Consider the following 20,696-nt stretch of genomic DNA (forward strand, 5'->3'; position numbering starts at 1 on the left):
TTTTACTTTCTCCTGCATTTTAAATTCGACTGGTGAAGATACCACTTGGTATAATCATGCAACGTTCTTTCTATACCTTCAACTCACACTATCTACTCTTCAAATACTTCGTTTTCAAAGACTAATTGATTGTTTAATAGACTGATCGTTACTTTTGTTTTTGGTAATACTCTACCAGAAACGATTTCTTTGGCCAGTGGTGTTTCTAGTTCTTTTGTAATGAATCGTTTCAAAGGACGAGCACCATATGCTGGATCATAACCACTTTCAGCGATCCAAGTTTTCGCTTCATCAGAAATGACCAATTCGATCTCTTGATGCTCTAAACGTTTAGAAAGCTGCTCTGTCATTTTTTCAATGATCCCTTTGACATTATCCAAGCTTAGAGGAGTGAATAAAATCGTATCATCGATTCTATTTAAGAATTCAGGTTTAAAGTTTCCACGTAAAATCGTCATCACCTGTTCTTCTACCTCTTCAGGAATCGTTCCTTCAGGTGTCACACCCTCAAGCAGTAATTGAGAACCAATATTGCTGGTCATGATCAAGACTGTATTTTTAAAATCAACGACACGGCCTTTAGAATCTGTCAAACGTCCGTCATCTAAGACTTGAAGCAAAATGTTAAATACGTCAGGATGAGCTTTTTCGATTTCATCTAATAAAACGATCGTGTACGGATTCCGGCGAACGGATTCGGTCAATTGGCCGCCTTCTTCATAGCCAACATAGCCTGGAGGCGCACCGACTAAACGAGACACACTATGTTTTTCCATATATTCACTCATATCGATCCGTACCATATGATCTTCGGAATCAAATAAATCTTCTGCTAAAGCTTTAGCAAGTTCTGTTTTCCCTACACCGGTTGGTCCTAAGAATAAGAAGGAACCTAATGGCCGATTTGGATCTTGCAATCCTGCTCTTGAACGGATCACCGCATCACTGACTGCATCGACTGCCTCATCTTGTCCTATGACACGTTTGTGTAATGTTTCGTTCAATTTCATCAATTTTTCTCGTTCGCCCTCAACTAACTTCGTTACAGGGATCCCTGTCAAACGGCCAACAACCAAAGCAATTTCATTTTCTGTCACTGCTTCTTGAACCATTTTGACATTATCTTTGGCATTCTTAGCTTCTAGATTTTTTAATTCTTCTTCTAACTGTGGAATAGTTCCATGACGCAACACCGCAGCACGTTCAAGATCGTAATTATTTTCGGCGTCTTCTAATTCATGTTTAGCTTTGTCGATTTCAGCACGCTTGTTGCTGACTGCATTGACCTCTTCTTTTTCTGTTTCCCACTGCATTTTCATTGCATTTGCTTCTTCACGCAAATCAGCGAGTTCTTCTTGTAAGGCACTTAGTCGTTTTTTACTTGCATCATCAGATTCTTTTTTCAATGCAGCTTCTTCAATTTCTAACTGCATCAAACGACGAGTGACCTGATCTAACTCAGTCGGCATCGAATTCATTTCCACACGAATCGTTGCACTTGCTTCGTCGACTAAATCGATTGCTTTATCTGGTAAAAAGCGGTCCGTGATATAACGGTCTGATAAAGTAGCCGCTGCGACTAAGGCATTATCATGAATATTCACACTATGATGGATCTCAAAACGTTCCTTTAATCCACGTAAAATACTGATCGTATCTTCGACAGTTGGTTCTTTCACCAAGACTTTTTGGAAACGACGTTCTAAGGCTTTATCCTTCTCCATATATTGACGGTACTCATCTAATGTGGTTGCACCGATCAAGTGCAGTTCACCACGAGCTAACATTGGCTTCAATAGATTTCCTGCATCCATGCTTCCCTCTGTTTTACCTGCACCAACAATATTGTGGATCTCATCAATGAACAAGATGATTCGTCCATCACTTTTCTTCACTTCTTTTAAAACAGCTTTCAAGCGCTCTTCAAATTCTCCACGGAATTTTGCACCCGCGATCAATGCACCCATATCCAAAGAGAAAATCGTCTTATCTTTTAAGTTTTCAGGCACATCTTTACGAACGATCCGTTGAGCTAAACCTTCAATGATCGCTGTTTTACCAACACCTGGCTCACCGATCAATACCGGATTATTTTTTGTTTTTCGAGATAAAATTCGGATCACATCGCGGATTTCCTCATCTCGTCCAATAATTGGATCCTGTTTGCCGCTTTTCACTTGTTGGACTAAATCCACACCATATTTTTCTAATGCTTTGTATTGCTCTTCTTGATTTTTAGAAGTCACACGATCGCCCCCTCTAATGTCTTCAATGTTTTTACGTAATTCTTTTTCTGAAATACCTTGGTTTATTAAATATTTTGTTAATCGGTAATTTTTAAGTTTCATCAACGCTAATACTACGATTTCCGTTGCCAAAAACTCATCTTGAAAAGATTCTCTTAATTTATCTGCTTCGTTCAATAGGTTAAACAAATTTTGACTCATGCTTTGACCATACTGAATATTCCCACCTTGAATGCTTGGGTACTCATCTAATGCTTTATCTACCTCTCGTTCAAAAGCTTCGACATCAACACCTGCATCCGTATAAAAATTACGACCAAAATGATTCGGTTGTAAAAAAACTTTCCATAAATGGGCAATATCGATTTCCTGATGACGACGCGTAACTGCAATTTGCTGTGCTTCAGCGATCGCCTCTTGTAACGTAGTAGTCATTTTTTCGATGTTCATAGAATTCCCTCCTAAATTTAAAAGCTGATCAGGCTCGTTTCACTCTGACAGAAAAATAAAATACTGATCTATTTGATCTTCAACTTTTAAAAAGATTGTTTGCTTTAAATAATCTATATAAATAGTACCGTTTCTTGAGCAAAAAAGCAGTACTTCTTTTGGACTATTTTTTAAGGTTAAAATGACTGATCAATTTTGACCTTATGAATCAATTATACTCAATTAGTCAGTAAAGGTCAAACAAAATCAATTGGAAAACGATCGATTTCTCTCACTTTTTATGATAACTCAATCACTGATTTTAGCAACAGATATGCAGGCAAACAAAAAGATCAAGCACGAACCTTGTGCCTGATCTTTTAAACTTATCTAAATTTTTTCAACTTTAACAACTGCATTTCCCGCGATTTGCGGTGGAATCGACATCGTCATTACGGGTAACCCACTTAGTGTAAATTTAACACTATCGCCAGCTTTTAATTGATCTTCTGTAAGTCCATCTGCTAGCTGTTCCTTTGTGACATTCAAGATGACACCATCATTTTTCATTGTGCCGATGATTTCCTCTGGGTCCTCAACTGCTTTTACGTCATTTAAGAAAAGACGGATCGACTGGTCAACCGTTTCATTTTGCACGGCATCTTCCACTAAAACTGCCGTAAAAATTGATTCCTGATCCTCTTTAACATTAGAGCTTGTATTTGTACTTTGATTTTTTTGACTGCTCATTGTCGTATCTTCACTTCCTGATTCGCCTGTCTTCTTATTCCCGCTGCACGCGGCTAAAGAGATTGCTGCAAAAATCGTTACTAAAGTGATTGCGAGTTTTTTCATATAATTTCCTCCAATCTATACACTTTATTATAACTAGACATCATATTGAAGTCCATTCAGAGCTTCAGAAAGAAAATCTGATGCCTTTGTCATTTCTTCAGAATCATATTTTGCTTGAGAAACAAGTAAATCGATCGTCAAATTATTCAGGTTAGTTGTTTTTTCAAGTTCTTCTAAGAAGCGTTCTTTCAAAAGTTCCCGAAATTCACGCAATGATTCAGGGGTTGAAAACGTATAAGAGCTCCACGTTGGGGTTACTTGATTGACCATATATAAGCTATTGCTTTGATCGGAGCTTTCTTGAAAGACCCGCGTGATCATTTTCAATAACTCTTTAGTCTGTTCTTCTGTCATCAATTTTTTGAGACTGTCCCAATAGCGAATACGCACCACCACAGTGTACAAGTCTGTCTGAAAACGTTGGGACATCGTGACAAACATCGGGAAATCACTTTCGTATAGCGTTAAGGTTCTCAAGTGTGTCTCAGCATCCAGTGCGTTGTATTGTACATTGTTCTTTTTCAATCGCTCGTTCTCTTTTTCCAACAAACGAACTTGATAGGTGATCAAAAAAATACTCAGGCAATATAATGGTGGAATGATCAACCAAAATAGCGAAGCATAAGTAAACTGTTTCATAAACACATATTGATAAGAAACATAGCCCAACTGAACGAAAACAAAAATCAAGGTAAAAATCAGGCCTGACACAATACCTGTAAAATAAGTAATGATCACAAGAATCAATGTGATCAATAAACTGATCAAGTCAATGAAAAAGCCGTTATTTCCCAAACCGACAAAAATGACGGTGATGGAGACTAGACTGATAAAAAACAAAAGGGACAAATCCATGATCGTACTCGCATAGCGTTTATTCAGTTTCATCGTCATTTCCCCCTTGAGTGTCTTTTTTCAAAATAAAGAATGCGGACAATCCAACGATCATGACCACAAGTAAGAAGACGACTAGGTAAATACCTAATTTTTGATTATTGATGATCCTTTGACCTAAGTTTTCTTGTTGAGATTGACTTACTTCTTTTTTAAAGCGGTAGTCATAGCGTTTGTAATTATTATCGACAACCAGTGCATCGCCTTTATATGTCGAGGTATTTTTTTCAGTGGCGATTTGAGTAGAAGCCAGAAAAACATTCTCAGGAGTCGTTCCTGTCAAAATCAACATGGCCGCTTTGCTTTCAAAAGGTGAAAAGAGCAGTTGTGCTGTTCCGATACTTTTTCCATAGTCTTCCTCAATACTTAGTTTCTCATTCGAAACGAATGTAGAGAATGACTTATCGTAAGCGAAAAACAAGTCATTGTTCAACGATTTGATCAACGCATTATCATTTGGTGTCCCTAAAACAATTAGATTATGTGTCGATAGCGCAGATTCTTTCGGTTTTGTTTTATAATAAGTGATTTCTCCGACATTACTTTGAGCGTAGTTTCCAATCAAATTGAATATGTTTGTCAATGCTTTGAAATAATCCTTATTAAGTTTCTCAGGAAGCACCACACCTAAATCTGCAAACGACTGACTTTTGACAAACATATTAGGATAGTTTGTAAAAAGCATCGTATCAAGCTCTTGCGTTTTAATAAATGCGTTAGAGGTATTCTCGATATAAGCCCATGGGGTTTGGTTGCTTCGGATATTTTCCGGATTTTCAACGACTAAATCAAAGCTAACTTTTAAAACAAAGCTGTCAGTGATTCCTAGATCATTCGGAAACTCTACTAAAAATTCATCCCCGTTGGCTTTGGCTGCACTTAACCGCTGACTTCCAATTGGACGATCATTGACTGAGACCGTCACTAATGAGTTATCAAAGTCTAAATTATCTGCATATTTAAAATTCAAATGAACCGAGCTGCCATTTGCATTATTTTGATCGACAGGCAAATTGACGAAGTAAACTTGTTCCTGATGATTCACACCACTCAGTTTATCACCAGTAGAAGTTAACGGATATGTACCGTCAAACTCTAAAGATGAAGTAAAAGTCAACGTCTCTTTCGTGACTCTTTTTTCAGTTTTTTCTGTTTGTGTCATCAATTCTTCATTGCCGATATATCGGCCAGCTCTGATCAGCAGTGCTTCATCTTTTGAAGTGGCAACTAAAATATGCTTTCCGTTAGATTCAAAACGTTTTAAAACCGCTTCGTTCTCTAAATTTTTTGCATCGATTTGCTGACGATACTCTTTAGGTATTTTGTCATAAAGTCCTATGATCAGCTGATAAGGCTGGTCGTGCTGTCCTTTTAATGAATCAAGCTGCAGTAGTTCACTTTTGGTTGTGATGATCCTTGAAACTCCAGCCAAAGCGTATGTTGCAGCAGATAATTCTTTTTCAGTAGCATCTTCTGGTACCAAGATCACGCTTTGTGCATTAGCGATCGTGTCTGCTCCGATAAAATGGTTGTAAAACGAATGAATACTTGCTTCCGGCAATATAAGATCATATTGAAAATTGACATTCGATCCTTCATAAATCGTCAGCCAGTTCGCGGGTGTTTCAATCAACGTATATGAATCTTCAACTGAATGATTGATGATTTGTCCCTCTACTGTCAACGTATTCGTTCCTTGAACTAAATCAAGCGGAATCGTAATTTCCTGTTCTTGGATCTCCGTTGTATTTTTTGGTCTGAAAGAGAAAAACTTTACACCATTGACTGCAACGGTCAAATCAGACTCTTGAGAATTTTCAAGTTGAGTAATTTGAAATTTCAAGTTCAATGTTGCTTTTTTTACATCCCAATAATCGATTTTTGTGAAATACATCGTTGCTTTTACAGAGGTTCCTGTAAGTGATGTTGTTGGGTTTTGAAACGGTTGAGTAAATGTATGGTTCTCTTGCTCTGAGGTTTCTGCGAATACTGTCCGACTCCCAAGTACGAACAATAGACTTAAAAAACTGATAAGAATGATAGGCATCTTTTTCATGATTAAACTCTCCTTATTTAAATCGTTCCGTCTTATACCATTTTGTTTGTGTCTGTTTATGAAATACTGATTCCTTAATGTACATGAACATACCGTATGCAGCAACAACCAGCCACATTTGGCTATAAGTGATATACATCAAAGCGATCACTAAGACATTTTGCAGCTTCATTTCTCCTTTTTCTGTGGAGATACTGACATAGGTGCTAAAAATAAAGAGTAATACCGCTAACAACCATAACGAATTACTGAATCCTTCTAAAGTTGTACTCAAATACCCCGAAACGGACAAGACAAGCATGATATCCGATAAAACTAAAGAAGTCATTAAAAGAAAGTAAATCGATAAGAAGTATAAGATATCAAAACGAATCCGTTTTGCACTTGGATGAAAAATCAATTTCGCATTTTTAACAATGACATAAATATTTCCTTTGACCCAGCGTGTTCTTTGGCGGAACCAGACAGAAAGTGTTTGCGGCTCCTGCTCCCACGTGACTGCTTTCGGCTGAAACTTGATCTTATACCCCATCATATAAATTCGAAAGCTGATTTCTGTATCCTCCGCTAAAGCTTTATCGTCCCAGCCGCCGATCGCTTCTATGATCGATCGTCGAACCACAAAATTCGTACCAGGGATCGTACACAGTTTAAACAATTCAAATCTTCCAGCCTGAGCCATCCATTGAAATGCGAGAGTCTCGATATTGATAAATCGGGTTAGGAGATTGGTGTCCTTATTACGTGTCCTAAACTTACCGATAACAGCGCCATATTCATTGCCATCCATCAGTTCGGCGACTAAATACGTCAGCGCATGTGCTTCGGGTGTATTATCTGCATCGTAAATCGCGATAACCTCTCCCTTTGCTTCTTTAAAGCCGATATTCAAGGCATTCGACTTTCCTTTCCCTCCTGTAACTGCATCTGTGTTGATGACTTTCAAATTTCGTGTGGGGAATTCTTTGCCAAGAGCCTCAAGTAATTCAGCGCTGTTATCACTTGAGTTATCATTGATCACAATGACTTCATAGCGGTCAGCCGGGTAACTAAAATTTAATAACGCTTCAACTGTACGTACGATCACGATCCCTTCATTATGCGCTGGTACCATGATTGATACAAAAGGAATCTGCCCATTTTTTAGTTTTGGAGGTTCCAGATGATCTGTTTTTAAATAGTAAATATAACCGAAAATAACTAGTACAATATTTACAAGCAGCAATGACCAAATAATGATCGTTGCCGCAAGCATGATTCCGTCAGCTATTGTCATTTGCTCCCCCTCTTTTTCTGAATATATTTTGATCGATAGTTTCTTCGTCCAAAGATGAACAATATACTTAAAATGGCTAAAGTCGACAATACAAACACGATCAAAACAATGTTCGTCACATTGAAAAATCGAGCAAATTGCCCTCTAAATACTGTTTCAGTCACTTCGGTATTCGGTATATTTTTTAAGGAGTTGACTAAGTTCCCATTTAAATATCTGCGACTATTAAGAAACTCGATATGCTGAGTCTGCGTTTGAACGTCAAACTGAAACCTGTGTTGACCTACTTTATAAAACTGTAATGGAGAGTTAGAGATATCTTGGATGATTTTTTTTATTTCTCTTTTGGAATCTGGAAACGAAAAACTCATAGTTACAGGCATTGGAAACGAATAATCAGCTGTCACACCATCTTTTTTCCACGAAATTCCAGCGAGATACTCAAAAGGGAGATTATAAAATGCCGTATTAAAGACATCTGAGTTGTTCGTCTTACCTCTATAATGTTGATCTTCAATCGGTGGATTCTCACGTAAAATGATCGTCTTACTGATTTTCAACCCATCCGCTTGATACTGTGCATCCTGATTCCAATAGCCATGAGCTGAGAATCCAACAGGAAATACACTTCGATCGATCAGAAGACTGATCTGCTGCTCTAAAAGCTGGGCTAAAGCATGGTTATCATTCAAATTGACATTATTTACGACCGGCATCTCTAAAAAAATGATTCCAGATCCCGATTCAAACGAGCGAAGCACATCTGTGAACACATTATACGGCTTTGTTGTATTGTTTCGGTTCACACTTGTAGTGGAAACAATATAAGGGATACTCACTTTCGATAACGCTTTTTGAAAATCAGAAGCAACGCCCATATCTTTCATTGGATTTAAACCATCTATCGTCAAAATAGGGTTATACGACTGCTCTACTTCTAACCAAGAACCCATCAACTCTGCACTTTTCAAAAAAACTGCTCCTTTTTTATCAAAAAAAGGCAAAAATCCGTGACCATTTTCCAGCACACCAAATGGGATTGCTTGATCATCGATTTCTTGAGCTCTTAACCGACCAATTTTTTCTCCAGCTGCCTCTTCTAAAACGGTTGTCTTTTCTCGATAATTGAGAATTTGAGAATAACGGTCACGCTCATCTTCCAGCGTAAATTGACGGTGACTTAAATCCCGCCATTTTCCTGTAAAAAGCTGCTGCTCATCTGGCGCGACTTTCGAACCGATATGTAGCTTTTTCCCAGAAAATCGGCTTCTATCCTGTATAAACTGTTCATTTAATTCTTTATCAGACCAATTGATCATCGTAATGACTCCGTCAAATTTTTGATCGAACATCATTCCACTTATATATTTATCTTCTTCAACAGTTTGGACACTTGCACCAAAACTTGTTAAAAGACGCTGGATAGAATCTACATCATTTTGTTTATTCTCAGCAATATTTAAACTGTCATAGACAAGTAAAATGTGTTGTTCTTCCGCCAAAGCCTTCTGTGGAATGAAAAACAAACAGCATAAAATGAAGAATAGACTATATCTGAGTTTCATATTCCAGCCCCTCCTTTTGCACTGGTTCATCATTCCAGATCCGCTTGCCTACAACATCTGACCAAAGCAATAACGAAATCAAATCGAAATAAAGTGATACAAGGAACAATAAGCGGATTAAATCTGAATCCCCATTGATCACTATAGATGAAAGAAAAATAAAGATCATATTCACTAAAAATCCAGCAATCAAAAAGAATCGTACGACCATACCTGGTCGTCTTTCCCTAAATCCATTGTAAAAGCCCACCCCATAAATGCCGATCAACACAATACTGAAAAGAATATAGAAACCAAAAGACTTTGGATAGCCGGCTGCTTTGATTCGATTATATAAAGTAAAGAACCGTGTTTGTTGTGCCGGCTCTCCTCCAACTGATTTTTCATAATTGCCGAGTTCGGATGGCTTAACAAAATATACATCTTGTACGGCTATATCCAATAGCTTATTGAACTCATCTGGATGATTGATGTAATTGATGATCACCCAGATCGTACCAGCTTTTTCAAGGAAATTTTCTTTTACTTGCTCTGATTTTGGAGATACAGGACTATATTCATCAAAATAGGTCGTCCCTTTTTCCAATCCATATTGACGGTTGATACCACCTTCACGCATTCGTGAATCAGGATTCGTCGTTTCAAGCATGACGCCTCTAGTTAAGCTGTGATATAGATCGATCTCGCGCGTCGAATAAGGGACAAAAATAGTACCCATAATGAGGAAGCCAACAAATGTTACTAAAACAGCACTTAGTGCTAATCGTGACCCTTTACTTTTAGTAAAAGCGAAAAGTCCAAATCCCATGATCAGAAGACCAAAAATCAAAGAAAATTGCCGTTTAGTTACACCAAGCAAGATGACTGTGCTGATAAACAATAGAAGCCAAATTAAGCCTCTTTTGCCAAAATCTTTTGTACGATATAAATAAATGACCGATGCAAAAATATACAAAGATGCTATCAGGGAGGTCGCTTCTGGATAAAATGAGTTGAAATAAATCGTATATGATGTATCTCCTAAAAGAAAAATCACAAACAAAGAAACTAAAAAGCTCCGCCCTTTCGATAAACCAGCACTCAGTCCTCGCACCAATAAATAGATCCCAGGTAAATAAAACAACAAATAAACCGCACCCAAAAATCGAATGTCAAACTGATGCGCACTGTAAAAAAGTTTATTTAGCCAAATAGCCAGTGTAATAAACAGTTGTTGAGAAGAGATAAATATACTGGAGGATTGGTTGTAGTATTGCATGATGGAAAAATCTTTTTGAAAATAACTTAAATAAGAATGGTCTTCGATATTTTGAATATAAAGACCACTGCCGTTTAAAATGCGATAATAATTGCCATTATCCGCTAATCCATTGACTGGTGGAACAAACAATAAAATACTTGTGACGATACCTATTACAAGTACAGCAAGTAACGGTGGAGAAATATACTTAGAGAAAACAGTAATATAATGTTGGAACCTGCGCACAAAACTCTTCACGCTTTTCACCTCGATCACAAATCATATGCTATAAGAGCCATTAAATTATTATAGGAAAACACATCTTTTGTCCGGATATCACCAAATCCTCCATAAAACAAACTACTTGAATCGGTGATTTGAAAATTATTTAAAATCAAAATCGAAGAATCGTATAACTCCTGATCATGGATAACTGCTCCAATCACTGCTGCTAAAGCATACGCAGCAGCTGATTGATTTTTATCCACCGGAACGCCTGTTAAATCATAGGAGTTGAACAAGGTCCCCTTGCTGACCTGATCCTTAATAAAATCAATACTCTCCTGCTTTTGAAGACCAGCCTCTCCTAAGTGCAGGATCGTAAGTAAGGATTCAATCACATTGATCGTTCCAGTATTTTCATATTTATTCGTTTTGTGGTTGTATCTGGTTTGATAAAAAGGAAAGGTATCAGATATATAGCCGTTTTCAATCAAAGAATAATGATATTGTAAATAATCAGCAGATACATCATACTTTTTATAAAGATAACCCATTGTTTTTAAATCAATATAAAAAAGCGAGGTACTATCAGATTTTTTCTTTTGATCAACATCATAAAAGTCGATCAAGACATTATCATCCATTGATGTTTCCATAAAATTTTTAGCTAAGGCATCAATTTCCTTTGTATAGTCTTCGGAACCAAATCGAGCGCTAGCACCGATCAACGCTCGAATGATCCTTAAATCATCGACCGAAGCATTTACAGGAAATTTCTTGCCATTTTCATCTATACGATAGCTGAATTGGACTTTATCATAAAAAAGCTTCTTTGTTTCTTTATAATACGCATCAAAACGGCCTTTTGTATCAGTCATTTCAAGATTTCTTAGGTATAGCCCAGAAGATTCACTTAGCATTTCATGCCCTGTTGCTACCTCAGTTGACTCTGTATTTTCCAGAAAGTTGGTTATTATTCCACCACTTGGAAGCAGCATTTTTGTATCGATAAAGAACTTAAGATTATCTCTGCGTTCTTGCGTCTCTGGTGATTGTTTCACAGTTTTATGCCTAAAAGTCTGTTCATCCGTTGTCATCAGTTTCATGATTTCCGGTTCCACCTTTTTTACATTGATTTCTTTTGTCGTTTGTCTGAAAAAAAGAAAATAGGCGAACACGCCCAAAATTAGTATCCCCCCAAAAAAGACTACTTTCTTTCTCATAATTCACCTCAGCCATTTGTTTTTATGTCTTTAGTGTACACATTTCTTTGTAATAAAGCGAATAATCCGCAACCTAGTCAGCAACTTTAAAAAGAAAAAAAGGACTAGGACATAACTCTACGAGTTACGACCTAGTCCTCTTTAAAACGAATAAACGGTGGAAGCAGAAGTAACTACTCCGCTTCGATCACATCAGCTAACGCATACAGTTTCACAATTGTTCAAAGAACAAAGTGAAGCTAGCAACATTCTAAGTGCTAAAGCACTAAGAGTTGAAGGTTTCGGAAATAAGCTGAAATTGCTGTAAAACACAACGAAGAATGAGTTGATGCTTTCTCGTCAAAGACTCGTTGCAGATAAACAGTGTTGCACAGTACCTACTTGCTTCTCAGAGTTGAACACTTCTGTCCCATCCTCTTTTCTAACCATTTCTCCGGTCATTTCCGGACATTGTGATTTCCTTTGCTAAATAGCGAACACGTTCCATGATCCTTCGTGCTTTCAATGGTTCTTGTTCCCCTCGTTGTGTAACAGTTAAATGTTTTTCAAGATCTTTTAAGTTTAGATTCGATGAAAAGAAAGTGACTAATTGCTCTTGCATTCGATATTGTAGGATAACACTCAATACATCGTCACGAATCCATGACGTCATCGATTCAGCGCCCAGATCATCGATCATCAACACTGGAGATTTTTTGACTGCATCCAGCTTTTCCCCCACTAGATCTTTCGCGATCGCCTGCTTCATTTCTACGGTAAAGGTTGGAAAGTGAACGATCGTTGTGACAAATCCGCGCTCAGCTAAACTATTGGCGATGGCACCTAAAAGGAATGATTTTCCTACGCCAAATGTCCCTTGTAAATATAAGCCTTTATGAAATTCTTTTGGGGACTGCGAATATTCCTTGATAAATTTCATCGCTCCGGCAAACGCTTCTTCCCGTCCATCTGAACTTAGATCGAAGGATTTCAAGCGAGCTTCACGGACATCTTTTGGCATGTCCATCGCCTTCACACGTTTTCTGATCTCTTCTTCTTGCTGCTTCGCAATCAAAGCCTCCGTTGGAATATAAGTGACATCGATATAATGGAAGTTCAAAGCTAATTTTGGTTCGTAACCAGGGGCGATCATCGTAGGATCGTTTAGCTGATACTTTCTTTTCTCCTGAACAAACTCATATAATTTTGAATAGCTTTTTCGGATATCATCATCTGTCAAACGGTCGCGATGTTCTTCAATAAATTTTTGGACATCATCATCTTTCAAAACAACATTCACCAACTCGTTATAACGTTCACTCATATCTCTGTTTCGAATGATCTTTGACATTTCTTTTCCTACATCTTCCATTATTAATCACCTTCTTCTTTTAATAATTCTCGAAGCTCCCTTTCAAGCTCGGCTTGTCTTTCGGGAGATAATTTCTTTTCCTCCACTGGATTGTCTACCCAGTCAGGCAATGTTTCCTGACGAATAACTCGATTATTTTGTGGATAACGGGGCTTACTTTGATTTGTCTTACTTTTTTGAGCTATTTCACGAACATGTTCGATGGCTTTCTCCGGTGAAACGATTTCGCTTTGAGCCCATTCATTGGCAATTCGATTTACATAGTCTGCCTTTAGCGTAGGCTGCTTTTGAATATTGTATACATAATTGATCAAAATATTGATCACACTATTCGGTAAGCCAGATTTTGAAACTAGATATTTCACTAAAGAGCGCTCTTGCGGTGTTGTATACCCGCCTTTGCTATTTTTTAAGGCCTCTAAGTAATTCAACGGGAAGTTATTTTCACTATCCATGATCATTTGAATATCCATTTCTGAAAAACCAGACATTTTCAATGAATTATATCGATAGGTTTGCTGATCCGCTTCTGAAAGATCTGCCTGTTCATTTTGGACGACTTCACTCTTTCTTTGTTGCTTGTCAGGGTCGTATGTTCTATAAACCGCACGTTTAAAATCCTTAGTATCGATCTTACCCGTATAATAATCAAATGATTTTGAACAAAAATCGACCATATCCAATTCTGTGATGCCAAACAAATTATGAAAAATAAAAACTTCTTCCTTAAATCCATCCTTATTATCCGGCAGTTTTATACCTAAACGCTCGATTCCCTGAATAAAATAGGCCCAGTCAAACGACTCATTTACAGCACTGATTTTTTTAGCAGGACGAGGATCCTTAAACGACGCTTCAATCTGTTGTAATTGCCTATTTTGAGCAACTATCTGTTCTTCTTTAAATAAATAGACATCCTTAAAACTTGCTGAAATCTCTTCATAACCAGCTAACGAGAAAAAGTTTGGCTTAAAACGAGCAAATAGCTTATCCAGCTTTCTTTGACCGACCGTATTCAAAAGAGTCAATGTCAAAACTTCATCTTTGAAAAAGCGCTCAACAGTTTCCGGGTGATTCAATCGATAGAAAAAAATAGTGCCTAACTCAGGATCGCTTTTGACAAACGTATCTAAAAGTCCTATTCCTTCTAATTTTTTTCTTGCGTCTAGAATTTGCTTGATACTCTTATTCATCATCGTGATCAATTCAGCATGAAACAGTGATTCACTCGTACCACTAGTCTCTATTTCCGACAAAAGTGTCGTATACAAACTGAAGGCATCTGAACCAATGATCGGCTGATACAAAAGCGTCAATACTTCCCGCTCTTGATCAGATAACGGTGTACTTATACCGACTTGAAAAATGCTCTTTGGTTGGACTTCTTTCCAATTACTTTTCAAGGAAAGACCTCCTTATTTATTGGTTGCATCATTATTTGACGACTTAGCTTTATCAACGATTCCTTGTAATTCTTTCAAAAAGACACTCATGTCTTTAAATTGACGATAAACACTCGCAAATCGAATATAAGCAATCTCATCCAGATTTACAAGATCTTCCATCACGTATTCACCAACTAAAGTGGTCGAAACTTCATTTTCCCCTAAACTACGTACTCGATTTTCAACATTATCAACAATTTGCTCCATTTGTTCCATTGCAACAGGTCTTTTTTCAGCTGAACGAATCAACCCACGCAAAATCTTTTCTCTATTAAATTCTTCTCGATCACCATTCTTTTTGATCACTAGCAATGGCGCCGCTTCGATCCGTTCAAAGGTTGTAAAACGGTAGTTACAATTTTCGCACTCTCTACGACGACGAATCGCACGCCCGTCATCTGCTTGACGGCTATCAATGACTCGAGAATTATTATGATGACATCTTGGACAACGCATAATATTCACCTCATTTATCTCTATTATTATCTATTATTTCGTATAATCGTTGTTTACTACTCGTATTATAACATGAAATGGCTGAGAAACCAGACATTAACTATCTATCTCTATTAATTTTTTCTTATAGTATGAGTTTTATTTAATAACAATTATCCATCGTGAAATAAAATAACAAACCACGCGAAGAAACTCTTCCTTACATGGTTTGTTACAGTTGTATGATTTAAAAGTTATAGCTCTATTTTATTTCTCGTCCCCCAGCCAGTGTTTTTATGAGTAATGTATCCCCAAATTCGCACAGGTGAAAGAACAAAAACCATCCATAATACGGTAAAGGGAAACGCACAAAATACGATCCACTTGTCTCTTTTAGCCAAGTCATTTCTTGGAATCGAAATATATGATAACGAATAAACGGCACTAAAGGCTAATGGAGCTAAAAGCAAAAATGGAATATCTGTCATCACGAAAATCAGCCAATACAATAATTGCAGCTTGATCACAATCATCGAAGCAAACATTGCCCAGCCAAAAGCTTGCCTAAAAAACACAAAGCTATTGATCGGAAAAAGGGACAGACGCCAAAAGCCTCTAATAAAGCTTCCTCTGCTCCAACGAAGGTGTTGCCGAACATGATGGCTAAGTTTATTTGGTAACTCAGTATAAGAAACTGCGGTTGACTGAGCAACTGCTCTCCCTAATAAAAGAGCAGCCATCGTCAAAAAACTATCATCTGAAAACTCCACTCTTGCATGGCCAAATCGTTCATTTTCATACCCAAGAGTTTCGGCTAAATTCAGAACTTCCGCACGATAAAAAGCGATCGGTCCGCTGTTAACTGCTACACTGCCAAACATCGAATTCATCGATCGTTCTATCAGTACCATATGTCCAACAACCAATAGATCCGTAATGATCGTTAGGATATTATCTGTAATATTCCGTGTAACAATGACTCCAGCAACAGAATAAACTTGCTCGTCTTCAAAAGGGATAATACCTTGCTCGATTGCATGCTTTTCAAAAACAGTATCACTATCCACAGTTAAAATAAGTTCATTATGAAAATCAGTGATATTCAACGAGCGGTAGGCCAGTAACTGAGCTGCCCGCTTCCCACTGTTTTTCTGAGTCAAAAATTGAAACTGAATATCTTTTTCGGCAAAAATCCGTTGGTATTTAGCAGAAAGTTCAGCATAATCAACTAGTTGACTGCCATCATCTACTGCAACGAAAGAATAAGGTTTTACTGTTTGATTCAAAATAGAACGAAAAGCATTCTCGATATTTCCAACCGGTTCATTATATATGGGCATCAGGATATGAACGTTTCGTTCTTTAGCACCATCACTTGTATAAGGCGTATATAAAGCACTCAAAACGAGTGTTGCAAGCGCCACACCTCCACTCATCGTAAAAAATGGAGCAATACCACTCAAAGAGTGACGGGAACCATCTGAAAGTCGATACCCAAACCAGATAATACCTAAAATGAGCGTCGCAACGACAGTGATAAATAGCATGCTCGTGCTTTTTTTAAACAAGATCTGTTCTTTTCCGGTTTTTCGTTTTATTGACCAATAACCAATTTTATACCGTCTAATTTTTGGAGTGATCCCAGAATCTTTAAGGACTCTTTTTTTCTGATTATTAAACGTAAAATGAATGATCAAAACGAATAGAACGACAAGAAAAAAGGCTGTCATTGGTAATTTTCCGGATAAAATAAACTGCTCGATCGTCTGATCATTAAAATGAGTGAGCTCATAAAAAATAATGTAACCGATAGAAAAAACAGGAATTAAAAATAACAGAGATTTACCAGTTACCTCAAGCAAGAAAAAAAGACTTTTTTTCATTGAAACATCCTTTCTAAACAATCAGTAAACCCAATCAATAGTGATATGCTCTTAAAAGAGCCACATCTTTAAAATCTAGCTCCAAACCTGCTGGAAGGTTCAATTCAACTTTACCTAAATAGATGCTCTTGCCTTCCCCTTGAATCACCACAGATCGATCAAAACTTTTTTCAGGAAAGTTGAGCAGCAAAATAGAACGACGCTGCTGCTTCTTTTTAGTCTTATCAAAATGAAAGATTTTTTCTTTTTGAACCGTTATTCGATTTTCTGTTGTCAGTTCTTCTTCCGTTTGGGGGAACTTGATATCTTTCTTTAGATCGATTTCACTTATATGCGTGTTTGATAAAGCCTCGACCAGCTCGGACCATGAAGAAACCTCAGCATATTTTTTTTCCTTTATCACTAGTTGAGTGGGTTGACTTTCTTTCGTCGTTTTTTTAGGCGCTTGTTTAACTAGATGTACCCCAAAAACAAGAGCTGGTATAGATAAGAGTAAAAGCAATGGGGCCAGCACAGTTTTTAGTAATTTTTTTGAGCGTCGATTCTCAATAACCTGTTGTTCTTTACGCTTACTCTTTCTGGACATTTCAATCACCTCACCCATTTCTTATCCAGATTTCAATCATTTAGACTGTCGTCAAATCGTAAAAAAGACGGCTATTTTCAATGATCTTTGGCTTGTTTTCTTCATAACGTTCATGATCCACAGCATAGATCACTAAATCAAAAGAAGTAAGTTCATGGTAATTGTTCTCTAAACAGCATATCTTCTCATCCTCTTTGGTGTAGTAAGCATGCAAGACATCGTCATAAGCGACGATGTGTTCGGTCATTTTTCCTAATTTATCCATCAATCTACGAACTGATGACATCCGGATATCTGCTACATTTTTCTTATAGGTTACTCCCAAGATCGCAACTTTCAGTTCTTCAAGTTTTTCCCCTTGTTCAACGAGATAGTCATTGATCTTATGTAAATGATAGTCGAGCATTGAATCATTGATTTGGCCTGCTGTACTGATCAAGGGAGTATCGATTCCTCTTTTTTCCATCAACCAAGTAAGATAATATGGGTCAACTGGAATACAATGGCCACCGATCCCTAAATTTGGTGTAAACTTCATAAATCCAAACGGCTTGGTTGCTGCTGCCTCCAGCACTTCTCCTACACTGATTCCTAAATTATCCGTGATTTTTTGCAGCTCATCTGCTAAAGCAATGTTGACTAGTCTAAATGTATTTTCATAAATCTTTGCAAGTTCTGCTATTTTTAAGCTTGAAACCGCTGATACATGATCTCCGTATAACGCTTTTACCTGTGCAAGACAGTTTTTAGTATATCCCGCTACGATCCTTGGGATTTTCGCACTTAAAGATTCTGTATTTCCTGGATCGATTCGTTCAGGAGAATACGCTATGTACAAATCAGTACCTATGTTGTAGCCTTTTGCAGCAAACTTTTCTACCAGATATTCTTCTGTCGTCCCTGGATAAGTAGTACTTTCTAAAATAATCAATGATCCTACTTTCACTTTATCTTCAATCAGACTTACTGCGGATTTCACATAACTCAAATCAGGAATTTTATGATCGTCAATCGGCGTTGGCACATCAATAATGTAAACATCTCTATCCTTCAGCATTTGTTCGTCAGCTGTAAAAACTGTTTCCTTTTTTAACATCTCAGTAATCGATTCGTTTGACATTGTATCAAGATAGCTGACACCTCGATTCAGTGAATCAATCTTCCTTTGGTCAATGTCAAATCCAATTACCCGATGACCATTTTCTACATGATTCATAACACTCGGTAATCCTACGTAACCTAAGCCGATCACAACTATTTCTTTTTTCATCCTTAATTCCCCTATGTTTATTTTTTTCATTTTTCTTTTACGTAAGATAACACAAATCAAATATAATTGTCTATATATTTTTAAAACATTTAGTTATTTAAAATTAACTATATAATTATTCCCTAAATACTAATAAATCGAATTAAACCTCATGAAAACGCAAAAATAGCAATGTGATTTTTTATTTTCACATCGCTATTTTGAAATTAACTAGCACTCTCTATCAACATAAATAAAATAACTATATAACACTAATTCTATATAATCAAAAAATATTTTTTGAAAGCCATTTCTTGACTTGTTTTTTTGTCTCTTCCGTTGTTTTTTGATTATCAAAAATGATATCTGCCCGATTTTTTTTCTCTTCGATCGGCATTTGACTATCGATTCTTTGTTCAGCCTCCAAAGCTGAAAGGTCATCTCTCTTCATTAAACGAGATAATTGTAGCTCTTCTGGAATGTAAACCACTGCGACTTGGTCGACAACCGCATCATAGCCTCCTTCATAAAGCAAAGGAATATCGACAATAACTAAGGATGAAAGATTTTTCTTCCGAGCGATATCCGTTAAGATAGCTTCTCTTAAAAACGGTGACAGTACTTGATTCAATCGCTCTCTCTTTTGCTTATCTGAGAAAATGATCTTTCCCAGTTTTTTTCTATTTAAGGAACCATCAGCAAACAATAGTTCAGAACCAAATGCATCAACGACCGCTTGAAGTCCGGGAGTCCCCGGCTCAACTATTTCTCTTGCGATTATATCCGCATCCACAATAGGAAAACCTTCATCTTTAAAAATCTCAACGACTGTGCTCTTGCCTGTAGCGATCCCTCCAGTTAATCCTAATATCATTCCCATCTATCCTAGCTCCTCACTTTCAGTGTTTGACATTTCGGACAAAAATGAGTGCCTCTTTGAGCGACTTTGATCTTTTTTATTGGTGTGCCGCATCTTGGACAAGGCTGATTCGTCTGACCATATACATTTAATGAAACTTGAAAGGTCCCAGCTTCTCCTAATGCATTTAAATAGCTGCGAATCGTTGTCCCGCCAGCTTCAACAGCTCGGCCTAAAACATCGATGATCGCATAATAAAGCTGACTTACTTCTTTGCCATTTAACGAATCCGCGGGTTGTTCTGGGTGGATTTGGGCCTCCCACAATGCTTCATCAACATAGATGTTCCCTAATCCAGTTACTAAACGTTGATCTAAAAGCAAAGGTTTGATTGCCTTGTGATGTTTTTTTAGACCTTCACGAAATGATTTCAATTTGAACTCAGTTGGAACTGGTTCCGGGCCTAGTGCTAGAATACTTTTATAATTTATCCCCTGATCTTTTTCAACCAGCGTCATTCGTCCAAACTTACGAACATCTAAATAACGAAGTTCTGTGCCATCCGTAAACTTAAATATTACATGAGTATGCTTATCCACTGCATCTGCGCTATCGTGTGTTTCGTATTTTCCCTCCATACGTAAATGAGAGATCATATCATAATCAGTAAACTTAAATAGCAAATATTTTCCTCGTCGTTCCATTTTTTCTAGACGTTGACCAACAAGTTTTAAAGCAAAAATCTCTGCTTCAGGTGCTTCAATGATTCTCGGCCATAAAATCGTAACTTCTTGTATCGTTTTTCCGATGACTAATTTTTCCAACCCTTTTCGAACCGTTTCAACTTCTGGTAGTTCAGGCATTTTCCATCTCTCCTTAGCG

The 20,696-nt window shown here is 37.3% G+C and carries 16 protein-coding genes; all 16 read right to left on the reverse strand.

Annotated features, from left to right (window positions below):
• Window positions 1-92 precede the first annotated feature (92 nt).
• The 16 genes from clpB to mutM all read right to left on the reverse strand — a co-directional run bounded on the left by clpB (window position 93) and on the right by mutM (window position 20,677).
• Window positions 93-2,696: an ATP-dependent chaperone ClpB gene (gene clpB, locus H3T55_RS08205; RefSeq protein WP_225534070.1), complete on the reverse strand. Its 2,604-nt coding sequence runs from the start codon at window positions 2,694-2,696 to the stop codon at window positions 93-95.
• Window positions 2,697-3,065: 369 nt separating this feature from the next.
• Window positions 3,066-3,530 (reverse strand): hypothetical protein, encoded by a 465-nt coding sequence (locus H3T55_RS08210; RefSeq protein WP_087639928.1) that lies wholly within the window; start codon window positions 3,528-3,530, stop codon window positions 3,066-3,068.
• Between the two features lie 33 nt (window positions 3,531-3,563).
• On the reverse strand, window positions 3,564-4,418 hold the full coding sequence (locus H3T55_RS08215) for a diguanylate cyclase (RefSeq protein WP_225534071.1): 855 nt from the start codon (window positions 4,416-4,418) through the stop codon (window positions 3,564-3,566).
• Window positions 4,405-6,480, reverse strand: a complete 2,076-nt coding sequence (locus H3T55_RS08220) for a cellulose biosynthesis cyclic di-GMP-binding regulatory protein BcsB (RefSeq protein ID WP_225534072.1) — start codon at window positions 6,478-6,480, stop codon at window positions 4,405-4,407. Before H3T55_RS08220 ends, H3T55_RS08215 begins: the two co-directional genes overlap by 14 nt.
• A 13-nt stretch (window positions 6,481-6,493) precedes the next feature.
• The gene (locus H3T55_RS08225) at window positions 6,494-7,756 is read right to left on the reverse strand and encodes a glycosyltransferase (RefSeq protein WP_087639925.1); all 1,263 of its coding nucleotides are present in this window, start codon (window positions 7,754-7,756) and stop codon (window positions 6,494-6,496) included.
• Window positions 7,753-9,321 carry a hypothetical protein gene (locus tag H3T55_RS08230; RefSeq protein ID WP_225534073.1) on the reverse strand — a complete coding sequence of 523 codons (1,569 nt, stop codon included), beginning with the start codon at window positions 9,319-9,321 and terminating at the stop codon, window positions 7,753-7,755. Before H3T55_RS08230 ends, H3T55_RS08225 begins: the two co-directional genes overlap by 4 nt.
• A complete protein-coding gene (locus H3T55_RS08235) occupies window positions 9,305-10,819 on the reverse strand; it encodes a hypothetical protein (RefSeq protein ID WP_225534074.1) in 1,515 nt (504 codons plus the stop codon). The genes H3T55_RS08230 and H3T55_RS08235 overlap by 17 nt, the downstream gene beginning before the upstream one ends.
• Window positions 10,820-10,833: 14 nt before the next feature.
• A complete protein-coding gene (locus H3T55_RS08240; protein ID WP_225534075.1) occupies window positions 10,834-12,006 on the reverse strand; it encodes a hypothetical protein in 1,173 nt (390 codons plus the stop codon).
• A gap of 421 nt (window positions 12,007-12,427) precedes the next feature.
• The gene (gene dnaI, locus H3T55_RS08245) at window positions 12,428-13,357 is read right to left on the reverse strand and encodes a primosomal protein DnaI (RefSeq protein ID WP_176372768.1); all 930 of its coding nucleotides are present in this window, start codon (window positions 13,355-13,357) and stop codon (window positions 12,428-12,430) included.
• 2 nt (window positions 13,358-13,359) lie between these two features.
• Window positions 13,360-14,760, reverse strand: coding sequence for a replication initiation and membrane attachment family protein (locus H3T55_RS08250; RefSeq protein WP_225534076.1), 1,401 nt, complete (start codon window positions 14,758-14,760; stop codon window positions 13,360-13,362).
• Window positions 14,761-14,772: 12 nt separating this feature from the next.
• A complete protein-coding gene (gene nrdR / locus H3T55_RS08255; protein ID WP_087639921.1) occupies window positions 14,773-15,258 on the reverse strand; it encodes a transcriptional regulator NrdR in 486 nt (161 codons plus the stop codon).
• A 233-nt stretch (window positions 15,259-15,491) separates the two neighbouring features.
• The gene (locus tag H3T55_RS08260) at window positions 15,492-17,120 is read right to left on the reverse strand and encodes a glycosyltransferase (protein WP_225534077.1); all 1,629 of its coding nucleotides are present in this window, start codon (window positions 17,118-17,120) and stop codon (window positions 15,492-15,494) included.
• 34 nt (window positions 17,121-17,154) lie between these two features.
• On the reverse strand, window positions 17,155-17,724 hold the full coding sequence (locus H3T55_RS08265; RefSeq protein WP_225550136.1) for a pectate lyase-like adhesive domain-containing protein: 570 nt from the start codon (window positions 17,722-17,724) through the stop codon (window positions 17,155-17,157).
• Between the two features lie 22 nt (window positions 17,725-17,746).
• Entirely contained in the window at window positions 17,747-18,976 is a 1,230-nt protein-coding gene (locus H3T55_RS08270; RefSeq protein ID WP_225534079.1) for a nucleotide sugar dehydrogenase, read from the reverse strand.
• A gap of 265 nt (window positions 18,977-19,241) precedes the next feature.
• Window positions 19,242-19,835: a dephospho-CoA kinase gene (gene coaE / locus H3T55_RS08275; protein WP_225534080.1), complete on the reverse strand. Its 594-nt coding sequence runs from the start codon at window positions 19,833-19,835 to the stop codon at window positions 19,242-19,244.
• Between the two features lie 5 nt (window positions 19,836-19,840).
• A complete protein-coding gene (gene mutM, locus H3T55_RS08280; protein ID WP_225534081.1) occupies window positions 19,841-20,677 on the reverse strand; it encodes a DNA-formamidopyrimidine glycosylase in 837 nt (278 codons plus the stop codon).
• Between the last annotated feature and the right edge of the window lie 19 nt (window positions 20,678-20,696).

Source organism: Enterococcus sp. S22(2020) (assembly GCF_020295385.1).
Classification (GTDB): Bacteria; Bacillota; Bacilli; order Lactobacillales; family Enterococcaceae; genus Enterococcus_L; species Enterococcus_L dunnyi.